Source organism: Kitasatospora nipponensis, assembly GCF_039528135.1.
In the GTDB taxonomy this organism is placed as follows: Bacteria; Actinomycetota; Actinomycetes; order Streptomycetales; family Streptomycetaceae; genus Kitasatospora; species Kitasatospora nipponensis.
In genome coordinates this window covers 1-11,494 of sequence record NZ_BAAALF010000185.1, presented here as the reverse complement: position 1 = coordinate 11,494, position 11,494 = coordinate 1, and the positions used below count along the sequence as shown (strand labels likewise).

Genomic DNA, 11,494 nt, shown 5'->3' with positions numbered 1-11,494 from the left:
GGCACCCCCCCTCCGACCCCCCCCCCCCCCCCGCCGCCCCCCGGCGCGTCCACACCGGGGAAGCACCGCGGCGCCACCGGAACCCTCCGGTGGCGCCGCGGCGCTCTGCGGCCCGGCGGGCGACCGTGCGGCCCAGCGGTCGACAGCACACGGCCCGCCGGTCGACCGCACGGCCCGGCGGCCGACGGTACGGTGCGGGGATGACCGACCTCGCCGTGCGCGAACTGCGCATCCTCGTCGCCGTCGAGCACACCGGCAGCTTCACGGCGGCGGCCGGGGCACTGGGCCTGACCCAGTCCGCCGTCTCGCACGCCGTCAGTGCCTGCGAGCGCAAGATCGGCGCGGTCCTCTTCGAGCGCGGCCGGCACGGCGCCCGCCCCACCCCGGCCGGTGAGCGCACCGCCGCGCACGCCCGCCGGATCCTGCGGCTGCTCGACACCCTGCCCAACGAGGCGCGCGGCGCGGCGAGCGGAGTGCTCACCGGTGCGGTGCGGATCGCCGCCTTCCGCAGCGCCGCCGTCCACCTGCTGCCGGCCGCGCTGGAGCGGCTGACCTCCCGTCACCCGGGCCTGGCGCCCGAGGTGCGGATCGTGCCCGAGGTGGGGCGCGGCACCGCGGGCGAGGTCGCCGACGGCCGCGCCGACCTCGGCATCGCCACCCTGGGCGGCAGCTCGCCGCTGCCGGGCGGAGTGCTGGCGGTGGGGCTGTTCGAGGAGGAGTACGCGCTGGTCCACCCGGTGGGCAGCGCCGATCCGCGCGGCCTGCCGCTGATCGACTGGGCGGAGAACTGCTCCTCCTACACCCGCCGGTGGTGGTCCGAGCAGGACTGGATCCCGCCGGTGACGCTGGACGCCGGTGAGGACAGCGTGGTGCTCTCGATGGTCGCCCGCGGACTGGGGATGGCCGTCATGCCGCGGCTCGCCGTGCTCGACGCGCCCGCCAGCGTGACCGTCACCGACCTCGGGCCCGGCCGGCCCACCCGGACCGTCGGCTACGTCACCACCCCCGAGTCGGCCCGGACGCTGGCCGTGCGCGCCCTGATCCGCGAGCTGCGCGAAGCGGCCGCCGCCGAGAGGTCCTAGCCGGCGAATTGGACCACCGCCCCCGGTGTCGGCTCTACTCGTGACCGGTGCCCACCAGCGAGAGGAACGAGCCACGGTGTCCGAGAAGCCCGAGACCGCCGAGCAGCGGACGCAGTTGCCGGTGCTGCGCGGTGACTGCGCCAACTGCTTCGGACTGTGCTGCGTGGCCCTGCCCTTCGCGGCCTCGGCCGACTTCGCGATCACCAAGGAGGCCGGCAAGCCCTGCCGCAACCTGCAGAGCGACTTCCGCTGCGGCATCCACACCACGCTGCGCGGCAAGGGGTTCGCCGGCTGCACGGTCTACGACTGCTTCGGGGCCGGGCAGCAGGTCTCCCAGGTCACCTTCGGCGGCACCGACTGGCGGCAGGCGCCGAAGACGGCCCGCCTGATGTTCGACGTGTTCCCGGTCGTGCGCCAGCTGCACGAGCTGCTCTTCTACCTCGCCCAGGCGCTGGCCCTGCCCGCGGCCGCCCCGCTCCACGCGGACCTGGCGCGGCTGCGGGAGGCGGTCGAGGCGCGCACCGCGGGCACGCCCGAGGAGCTGGCCGCGCTGGACGTCGGTGAGCTGCGCGAGCCGGTCAACGTGCTGCTGCTGCGCACCAGCGAGCTGGTGCGGGCCGAGGTCCGGGGACGGAAGAAGGAGCACCGCGGCGCCGACCTGATGGGGGCCCGGCTCAAGGGCGCCGACCTGCGCGGTGCCAACCTGCGCGGCGCCTACCTGATCGCCGCCGACCTCACCGGCGCCGACCTGCGGCTGGCCGACCTGATCGGCGCGGACCTGCGCGACGCCCGCCTCGCCGGAGCCGACCTGACCGGCAGCATCTTCCTGACCCAGCCCCAGCTGAACGCGGCCAAGGGTGACGCGGCCACCAGGATCCCGGCCGGGCTGACCCGCCCCGCGCACTGGTAGCACGCCCCCGACAATGGCGGTATGACCGACCACGCAGCGCCCCACCACGCGGCGCCCCACCAGGACGGCTCCCACCACGCGGCGCCCCACCACGACGGGCCCGACCCGGACACCGCCCACGCCTGGTCGGCGCTCGGCGGCGCGGACGAGCCGGCCGCCGGGATCCGCTACCGGCCCGCCCCCGGCACGCTGCCGGCCCGGCTGCCGGTGCGGCGCCTGGCCCGGGCCTGCGTGGGGGTCTGCTCGCTGGCGGCCGCCGTGCTGCTGGCGGCCGGCGGCGGCGCGTCGAGCGCGCCCGACGTGCTGGTGGACGAGGACGCGGTGGCGGCGGCGTTCGTCAGCGAGCTGCGGCTGCGGATCGACGGCCGCACGCCGACCGTCTTCGCCCCGCTCTCCGGCTTCTGGCGCACCGCCGACGGCTGGCTGCGCACCCACGCCAACTACCCGCACCACCGGGCCCGGCTGCTGGCCGCCCTCGACCTGCCGGCGACCGGGACGGACCCGGGGCGGCTGGCGCGGGAGCTGGCCGGCCGGTCCGCCGTCGAGGTGCAGGAGGCCGTGTACGCGGCGGGCGGCCTCGCGGTCGCCGTCGCGCCGCCGGCCCCCGCCGCCGGGCACGCCGCCCGCCACCCGCTGGTGGAACTGACCCGCCCGGTGGCCGGCGCAGGCCGCGCGCTGGCACCGGCCGCGCTGCCGGCCGCCGGCGTACGGGTGCTGGACCTGACCCGGGTGATCGCCGGGCCGGTCGCCACCCGCACGCTGGCCCTGCTCGGCGCGGACGTACTGCGGATCGACTCCCCGCGGCTGCCGGAGAGCCCGGAGGCGCACGCCGACACCGGGTTCGGCAAGCGCTCGGCCTGCCTCGACCTGGCGCTGCCCGCCGACCGGGCGGTGCTGGAGGAGCTGCTCGGCACCGCGGACGTGGTCGTCACCGGCTACCGCCCGGCCGCCCTGGACGCCTTCGGGCTGGGCGCGGGGGACCTGCTCCGGCGTCACCCGGGCCTGGTGGTGGCCCAGCTCTGCGCCTGGGGCTGGAGCGGGGAGTGGGCCGGGCGGCGCGGCTTCGACAGCCTGGTGCAGGCCGCCCGCGGCATCGCCGTCCTGGAGGCCGGCCCCGACGGCGCGCCCGGGGTGCTGCCCGCGCAGGCGCTCGACCACGGCACCGGCTACCTGCTCGCCGCCGGTGTGCTGCGCGCGCTGACCGAGCGCCAGGCGGACGGCCGCGGCGCGCACCTGCGCTTCTCGCTGGCGGGGACCGCCGACTGGCTGCTCGGCATGGCGTCCCGACGGGGCGGCTCCGGGGACTCCGGTGACTTCGGTGGTTCGGGTCCCGAGGCGACGGCCGGTCCGGCCTCCGAGCGGCTCGGCGAGACCGGCAGCCCCTACGGCCAGCTGCGCTACGCCCGCCCGCCGCTGGGCTACCGCGGCGCGCCGACCGACTGGGCGAGCGGCCCGGGCCGCTGGGGCACGGACCGCCCGTCCTGGCGCTGAGGCGGTGGCGTCCGGTGCGCGGGGCCCGGCGGCGCCTCAGACGGCGCCGACCGGCTCCTGCAGCTCGGTCACCCACTGGGACCGGTCCGCCGGGCACTCCAGGTAGAGCTCGCGGCTCAGGCCCACGGACCGGTAGCCGCTGGCGTCGATCCAGCCCGCCAGCGCCTGCACGGTGGGCATCACGTCGTCCATCGAGCCGCGGTGCACGATGGTGGCCGCCTCGATCGCGGGCAGGTCCACGATGCTGAAGTCGGCCCCGTCGACGGTGCCGTCCGCACCGGTCCGCAGCTCCGTACCCGCCCCGGCGGCCAGGGGTACGGCGGCGTGGGCGAGCACGCCGCCGCTGCCGTCCCCGGTGCTCTCGTAGTACGCGATCGCGCCGGTGCCGGTCAGACCGGCGGCCTCGACCTGGCGGCAGAGCCGGTCGAAGAGCGGGCCCATGACCGGGCTGATGTCCTGCGGGTCGTAGCCGGCGACCGTGGCACTGAGCCGGGCCACCCGCACCGCCGCGATCCGCTTGAGCACCACATCGTTGGTGTCCATCCGTCCCTCACTCTCGATCGTCCGGAGCCTCGCCTCGACCTGGGTCAGCCGGGCCGCCGCCTCGGCCATCGCCTCGGCCAACTCGGCCCGTCGCAGCCGCAGCATCCCGCGCAGTTCCTCGACCCCGACCTGCTCGTCGAGGATCGTCTGCACCTGCTGGAGGGTGAAGCCGAGCTCCTTGAGCGCGACCACCCGGTTCAGCCGGGCGAGCTGCCCGGCGCGGTACGAGCGGTAGCCGGTGGCCGGGTCCACGTGCGCGGGGCGCAGCAGTCCGATGGCGTCGTAGTGGCGCAGCATGCGGACCGAGACCCGGCCGTGCCGGGCGAAGTCTCCGATGGTGAACATGATGACTCCACTCCAGACCCTGACACGGTGTCATGGTCAAGCGACCTGGTGGCCGGGCCGATGACGCGCCAAGGGTAGCGCCCGATAAGCGACATATCGCATCACGGCCTGGACGCGACAGGCCGTAGGGATCAACTGCCGTTCGCGGTCGCGGCGGGCGGCTCGCTGCGCGCCCTCCGGGCCCACCGGCGCTCGGTGCGGCCCTGGCGCGGGCCTAGGCTCGCGCCATGAATGGCAGTCAACCCCCGTACACCGTCCGGACCGAGCGGCTGGAGCTGAGCCCGGTCGGCCCGGAGGACCTCGACGCGCTGTACGAGATCAACGCGGATCCCGGCGCCTGGCGGCACCTGCCGCAGGGCCGCCACACCGGGCCCGCGCAGACCCGGGACCTGATCGAACGGGCCGTCGCCGGCTGGTCGGAGGGGATCGGCTACTGGACCGCCCGGCGGATCGAGGACGGCGTGGTGGTCGGCCTCGGCGGCGTCCAGGCGCAGCGCTCACGCGGCCACTGGAACCTCTTCTACCGTCTGGGGACGGCGCATTGGGGCCGCGGCTACGCCACCGAGCTGGGCCGGGCGGCGCTGGCCGCGGCCCACGCGCACGACCCGCGGCTGCCGGTGGTGGCCTGGATCCACGCCGGCAACCCCGGTTCGCAGGCGGTGGTCCGGCGGCTCGGCATGGTCGATCACGGCCTGCGGCTGGACCCCTTCTACCGCCGGTTGCTGTACGTCTACGCCGACCGCGAGGTGCCCGAACAGCGGGCCGGCTCCTCGGCGTTCGCCTCCTGAGCGGTGGCCGCCGGCGGAACCGCCGCGGCGTCGACCCCGCCCCGCGGGACCGGTTCGTCCGGGAGGCGGGGTTCGGCGGCATCTGGTGGTGGGCATGACACTCGGGTGCCACCAGCCGGTTACCGGGCAGTCACCTGGACGCGAAACGGTCGGGGCGAACGTCGACAGGCAGTGGGGGAGGGGACCGGATGCCGAGACCGCCGTCGTCCAGCACGCCCGGCCGGGCGGGTGAGCGGGTGCTGGCCTGGGCCTTCCTGCTGCCCTCGCTGGTCGTCTTCGCCCTCTTCCTCGGCTATCCGCTCTACCGCACCCTCTACCTCAGCGCCCACGGCAACGACCTGTTCGGCGCCCCCTCGCAGTACGTCGGACTGCGGCACTACACCGACCTGCTGACCTCCGCCGCGTTCGCCCGGACCCTGACCACCACCGCGCTCTTCGTGCTGCTGACCGTGCTGCCCGGGGTGCTCGGCGCGCTGCTGCTGGTGCTGCTGCTGGAGAGCCGGATCCGCGGGGTGCGGCTGCTGCGCTCGGCCTTCGCGCTGCCCTTCGCCTTCTCGGTGGCCAGCGCCTCGGTGGTCTTCGGGGTCTTCTACAACCCGGCCACCGGGGTGCTGAACGGGCTGCTCTCGCGGCTGGGCGCCGGCCCGGTGGACTGGCTCACCGACGCGCGCTGGGCGCTGCCCTCGGTGGCCGCCGCCACGATCTGGATGAACCTCGGCTACAACGTGCTGGTGCTCTCCGCCGGACTCGGCTCGATCACCCCGGAGATCACCGAGGCGGCCCGGCTGGACGGCGCGAGCGGCTGGCGGCTGGCCCGCTCGGTGACCGTGCCGCTGCTCGGGCCGCACCTGTTCTTCCTGGTGGTGGTCTCCACCATCAACGCGTTGCAGAGCTTCGGCCAGATCAACATCCTCACCCAGGGCGGCCCTGACGGGGCCTCGCGCACCCTGGTCTACTCCGTCTACGAGAAGGCCTTCGCCTACGGCTCCAGCGACTTCGGCACGGCCAGCGCGCAGGCCGTCGTGCTGCTGCTGGTCGTGCTCGCCTGTACCGCCGTGCAGTTCGGCGTGGTCGAGCGGAAGGTGCACTACACATGAGACACCGGTCGGGCCGGATAGCGGTCCACGTGGTGCTGGTGCTGGCGGCGCTCACCGTGGTCTTCCCGGTGTACTACGTGGTGGCGGGCGCCTTCATGACCCCGGCCGACCTGGCCACCTACCCGCCCGCGCTGGTCCCGCACCACGTCACCACGGCGAACTTCGCCGGCGCGGCCCGCTCGGTGCCGCTGCTGCGGCAGTACGCCAACTCGGCGATCGTCGCCGGCGCCATCACCACCGCCCAGCTGCTCACCTCGATCCTGGCGGCGTACGCGCTGGTCTTCCTGCCGCTGCGCCGGCGCGGTGCCGTCTTCGGCGTCTTCCTGGCCACCCTGATGGTCCCGGGCGAGGCGGTGCTGATCCCCAACTACCTGATGCTCTCCGACTGGGGACTGGCCAACAGCTACCCCGCGCTGGTGCTGCCCTTCCTCGCCTCCGGGTTCGGCACCTTCATGCTGCGCCAGTCCTTCCGGCAGTTCCCGACCGAGCTGCGGGACGCCGCCCGGCTGGACGGGGCCGGCCACTGGCGCTTCCTGTGGCGGGTGCTGGTGCCGCTGAACCGGCCCTCGCTGGCCGCGATCGCGATCTACGTCTTCCTGTCGGCCTGGAACCAGTACTTCTGGCCGCTGATCATCACCCGGACCGCGCAGATGCAGACCCTGCAGATCGGGCTGACCGGCCTGCGGGTGGCCGACTCCGCCGACCCCGGGCTGATCCTGGCCGGGGTGCTGCTCTCGCTGCTGCCGACGCTGGCCCTGGTGGTGTTCGGGCAGCGCTTCATCGTCCGCGGGCTGACCGCCGGGGCCGTGCGCTGATCCGCCCGGGCCGCCGCAGCCACCGCCACCGACCGCACCGCCACCGACCGCACCGCCACCGACTCCGACCGCACCGCACTTGACACTGCACCGCACCTGACAAGGGGATTCGACGTGCGCAGACTCATCGCCGCGACCATCGTGGCAGGGCTCGCCCTGACCGCCTGCAGCTCCAGCTCCAAGAGCGGTTCGGACCAGGCGGGCGCGCCGGGCCCGCAGGCGCTCGCGGACGCCAAGGGCGTCACCACGGTGACCTTCTGGCACGCCATGACCGGCCAGAACGCCACCGTGCTGACCAGCCTGGTCGACGCCTTCAACCAGGCGCACCAGGGCAAGATCGAGGTCAAGCCGCTCTTCCAGGGCACCTACGACGACGTGATCGCCAAGTACAAGGCCTCGGTGCAGCAGAAGGCCACGCCCTCGCTGGTGCAGGTCTACGACATCGGCACCCGGTTCATGATCGACTCCAAGCAGACCGTCCCGGTGCAGGGCTTCGTGGACAAGGACGGCTACCAGCTGGCCGACATCGAACCGAACATCCGCAGCTACTACACGGTCGGCGGCAAGCTCGACTCGATGCCGTTCAACTCCTCGATGCCGCTGCTCTACCTGAACGCGGACGCGTTCAAGGCGGCCGGCCTCGACCCGGCCCAGCCGCCGCGGACGCTGGCCGAGCTGGGCGAGGCGGCCAAGAAGCTCACCGTCAAGGACGGCAGTGGCCAGACCACCCAGTACGGCTTCGGCGCCGCGATCTACGGCTGGTTCGTCGAGCAGCTGCTGGCCGAGTCCGGCAGCCTCTACTGCGACCAGGGCAACGGCCGCGACGCCAAGGCGACCAAGGTGGTCTACGACTCGCCGCAGGGCGCCGAGGTGCTGCAGTGGTGGGCTGACCTGGTCAAGGGCGGGTACGCGGTGAACACCGGGCCGGTCACCGCCGACGCGCAGGCCGCCTTCAAGGCCGGCCGGATGGCGATGAACCTGGAGTCCACCGGCGTGCTCGGCGGCTACACCCAGGCGGCCAAGTTCACCGTGGCCACCGCGCCCTTCCCGAAGATCACCGACGCCGACGCGGGCGGCCCGGTGGTCGGCGGCGCCTCGCTGTGGATCGACGGACCGGGGCACTCGGACGCCGAGCAGCGGGCCGCCTGGGAGTTCGTCAAGTTCCTCAGCGACCCCGCCCAGCAGGCCACCTGGCACACCGGGACCGGCTACTTCCCGACCAACAGCAAGGCGCTGGAGGACCCCAAGGACAAGGCCTGGCTGGCGAAGTACCCGCAGTTCCAGACCGCGATCGACGAGCTGCACGCCACCAAGGCCGCCCCGGCCACGGCCGGCTGCCTGCTCGGGGTGATGCCGCAGGCGCGCAAGGGCGTCGAGACGGCGATCCAGCAGACCATCGGCGGCAAGCCGGCCGCGCAGGCGCTCGCGGACGCCGTGAAGGCCATCCAGCCGGCGATCGACAGCTACAACACCTCGGTGGGCTGACCCCCCGCCGGGCCGACCCGGCCGCGAACCCGCCGCGATCCCGGTGCGAACCCGCCGCCATCCCACCCCGTGCGGGGATTGCGGCGGGTTCGTCAGGTTTCGTCGTATGCCGAGCGCCGGTGTGCGGCAAGGGGCTCCGAAATACCCGTGAGACGGTGTCGAACCCGACTTCTATGAGGAGCTGTCAGTCCGATAGTCTCCGTCGGACTCTCTGCCGCCCCGGGCCGACCCAACCGGGCGCAGCGGCACGCCATCGCGCTCCGGCGGCTTCCGGTCGGTGCATATCCCCCGTGAGGTGCTCTACCCATGCGTCGCAGACTTGCCCTTGCCGCTGCCGGCACACTGGCCTCCTCGGTCATCCTGACCGGGGCCCACGTGGCCTCGGCGGCCCCGCTCAACGCCCCGCTCTCGTTCGCCGCCATCGCCTCCAGCGCCTCGGCGTCGGCGTCGGCCTCCGCCGACGCCGGCGGCGACGACTCGACCGGCCTGTCCGCCGCGGACCAGGCCAACGTCGACAAGGCCGTCCCGAAGAACTCCCGCCCCAAGCTCCAGGTCAAGGACCTGCCGCACCGCATCGAGGCGGGCGACGAGGACACCGAGTTCACCGTCGAGCTGACCAACCGCTCCGGTGCCGACCTGGTCTTCTACCCGGCGATCAAGTTCCAGAACAAGGACCACGACCTCAGCAACAAGTCGCTGGCCGTGGACTACCGCCGCACCCAGGACAAGGACTGGCAGCACAGCGTCATCCCGGACAGCATGCCCGACGTGCGCGTGCTCGGCCCGGTCGACGACAACGGCGGCCCGGCCGCCGAGGGCCTGCTCTTCGTCCAGGCCGGCAAGTCGATCTCCATCAAGGTCAAGCTCGGCCTGCCGGACAACGCGCCGATCGGCCCCGCCGAGGCGCAGTTCCTCGCCTACTGGGCGCCGGTGGACGCCGACCAGCAGCCCACCGCGGCCGGTCAGCTCACCTACAGCGCGCCGTCCTGGTTCTGCATCGTGGAGGGTGGCGGCGACGACGACAGCCCGACCCCGAGCCCGAGCCACAGCACCTCGCCCTCCGCCTCGGCCAGCGCGAGCACCTCCACCAGCCCGTCGGCCTCGGCCTCGGCCTCCCCGTCGACCAGTGCCAGCACCTCGCCCTCGACGAGCGCCTCCCCCTCGGAGTCGGCCTCGCCCTCGGCCAGCGCCAGCACCTCGACGTCGGCGAGCGCCTCGGCCAGCGCGAGCACCTCCGCCTCGGCCAGCGCCTCCGCGAGCACCAGCAAGTCCGCCTCCGCCTCCGCCTCCGCCTCCGCCTCCGCCTCGGCGTCCAAGACGGTCAAGCCCTCCGCGTCGGCGTCCTCCTCCAGCAGCGACGCGATCGTGACCTTCCCGGTCGAGCCGCCCAAGGCGGTCGCCCTGCCGATCGCGCCGACCGCGGTGCAGGCCGCCAAGACCCAGGCCGCGACCAACGACAAGAGCCTGGCCTACACCGGTGGCGGCGACGACGCGACCCCGATCGCCATCGCCGGTGCCACCGTGCTGGCGGCCGGTGTCGGCACCCTGGTGCTGCTGCGCCGCCGCAAGTCGGGTGCGCGGCACGCCTGACCTGGCAGGTCCGTCGAACGGGCCCTGAGGTTCCGCTCCGGGGCCCCTCCGAGCAGTGGCTCGGACGGGCCCCGGCCGTTCCGCCGGACGCCATGGATTGGTCGGCTGTTCTCACTGATCGCATAGGATGTCCGGCCGAGGGGGCCGGTGCGGGGAAGAGGAACAGGTGCGCGGAGCGAGCGCGAGTGAGAGTCCGACCGATTACGAGTCGAACACGGGCCGGATCGCGAGACTTCCCATCCGCAGACACCACGCCCTGCTGGTGGTCTGGACGATCGCCTGGTTCCTGATCGTCGAGCCCAGCGGCGGCGTCTCCTGGCACTACCTGCGCGAGGGCGAGCAGCTCCTCTTCAACAACCAGTCCGGCGGTGGGCTCTCGCTCTACGCCCACCACCCGGAGCTGCAGATCGGCCCGGTCAGTCTGGCCGCCGCGCGGCTCTTCGCGCCCTTCCCCGACCGGGTCGGCCAGCTGCTGGCCGAGGGGACGATGTCGGCGCTCGGCCTGGTGATGCTGGTCCTGGTGGGCCGCACGGCCGCCTGGTACTACCGCGGCACCGGGACCAACCACCGCCGGCTGCAGCAGCGGATCCTGATCGCGGGTCTGGCCTTCATGCCGATGTGGGTCGAGGTCTCGGTGCGCTTCGCCCACCTCGACGACGTGCTGGCGCTCTTCTTCACCACGCTGGCCGTGCACGCGCTGGCCCGCAACAAACCCACCGCGGTCGGCATCTTCCTGGCCCTGGCGGTGGACTCCAAACCCTGGGCGATCTCCTTCCTGCCGCTGGTCCTGGCCCTGCCGCGGCCGACCTGGCTGCGCACCCTGGGCTGGTTCTGCGGCCTGGTCGCGATCGCCTGGCTGCCGTTCTACCTGGGCAACCTGGGATCGCTGGCGGCCGCCAAGTTCACCATCCCCAACCAGCCGGCCTCCTCGCTGCGCTGGCTGGGCGTCTCCGACCCCTCCACCCCGTGGTGGGACCGCCCGGCCCAGTTCGCCATCGGCATGGGCCTGGGCGCGCTCGCGGTGCGGCGCGGTCGCTGGCCGGCGGTGGTGCTGGTCGGGGCGAACGCCCGGATCCTGCTCGACCCGAGCGTCTACACGTACTACACGGCCTCGATCCTGCTGGGCACGCTGCTCTGGGACGCGGTCGGCCAGCGCCGGCTGGTGCCCTGGTGGAGCTGGATCGCGCTGGCCTCGCTCTACGGCGGGACGCTGCTCATCCCCTCCGACTCGGTGCGCGGGCTGGTCCGGCTCGCCTTCGTGGTGCTCTCGACGGCCTACGTGCTGCTCTGGCCGACCAAACAGCCGCGCCGGGGCCGGGGCACTGGCGGGTCCGCGCGCGGCTCCGTC

General features: G+C 73.9%; 10 protein-coding genes. 9 read left to right on the top strand and 1 reads right to left on the bottom strand.

Features of this window, described 5'->3' with window-relative positions:
- Window positions 1-200 precede the first annotated feature (200 nt).
- From ABD323_RS33205 to ABD323_RS33195, 3 genes are all read left to right on the top strand, one after another.
- Window positions 201-1,082, top strand: coding sequence for a LysR family transcriptional regulator (locus ABD323_RS33205; protein WP_344445776.1), 882 nt, complete (start codon window positions 201-203; stop codon window positions 1,080-1,082).
- Between the two features lie 76 nt (window positions 1,083-1,158).
- Window positions 1,159-1,992, top strand: coding sequence for a pentapeptide repeat-containing protein (locus ABD323_RS33200; RefSeq protein WP_344445775.1), 834 nt, complete (start codon window positions 1,159-1,161; stop codon window positions 1,990-1,992).
- 21 nt (window positions 1,993-2,013) lie between these two features.
- Window positions 2,014-3,483, top strand: a complete 1,470-nt coding sequence (locus ABD323_RS33195) for a CoA transferase (protein WP_344445774.1) — start codon at window positions 2,014-2,016, stop codon at window positions 3,481-3,483.
- Between the two features lie 36 nt (window positions 3,484-3,519).
- Here ABD323_RS33195 and ABD323_RS33190 read toward each other — a convergent pair whose 3' ends face one another.
- Window positions 3,520-4,371: a MerR family transcriptional regulator gene (locus ABD323_RS33190; protein ID WP_344445773.1), complete on the bottom strand. Its 852-nt coding sequence runs from the start codon at window positions 4,369-4,371 to the stop codon at window positions 3,520-3,522.
- A 227-nt stretch (window positions 4,372-4,598) separates the two neighbouring features.
- Here ABD323_RS33190 and ABD323_RS33185 point away from each other — a divergent pair, with 227 nt between their 5' ends.
- From ABD323_RS33185 to ABD323_RS33160, 6 genes are all read left to right on the top strand, one after another.
- Window positions 4,599-5,159 carry a GNAT family N-acetyltransferase gene (locus ABD323_RS33185; RefSeq protein ID WP_344445772.1) on the top strand — a complete coding sequence of 187 codons (561 nt, stop codon included), beginning with the start codon at window positions 4,599-4,601 and terminating at the stop codon, window positions 5,157-5,159.
- 188 nt (window positions 5,160-5,347) lie between these two features.
- Window positions 5,348-6,256, top strand: a complete 909-nt coding sequence (locus tag ABD323_RS33180; protein ID WP_344445771.1) for a carbohydrate ABC transporter permease — start codon at window positions 5,348-5,350, stop codon at window positions 6,254-6,256.
- A complete protein-coding gene (locus ABD323_RS33175) occupies window positions 6,253-7,071 on the top strand; it encodes a carbohydrate ABC transporter permease (RefSeq protein WP_344445770.1) in 819 nt (272 codons plus the stop codon). The genes ABD323_RS33180 and ABD323_RS33175 overlap by 4 nt, the downstream gene beginning before the upstream one ends.
- Before the next feature lie 114 nt (window positions 7,072-7,185).
- The gene (locus ABD323_RS33170; RefSeq protein WP_344445769.1) at window positions 7,186-8,556 is read left to right on the top strand and encodes an ABC transporter substrate-binding protein; all 1,371 of its coding nucleotides are present in this window, start codon (window positions 7,186-7,188) and stop codon (window positions 8,554-8,556) included.
- Between the two features lie 306 nt (window positions 8,557-8,862).
- Complete coding sequence (locus tag ABD323_RS33165) at window positions 8,863-10,146, top strand: LPXTG cell wall anchor domain-containing protein (RefSeq protein ID WP_344445768.1); 1,284 nt, start codon at window positions 8,863-8,865, stop codon at window positions 10,144-10,146.
- Window positions 10,147-10,408: 262 nt separating this feature from the next.
- Window positions 10,409-11,494 (top strand): hypothetical protein (locus tag ABD323_RS33160; RefSeq protein ID WP_425556248.1); only part of this gene is annotated, 1,086 nt, incomplete at its 3' end.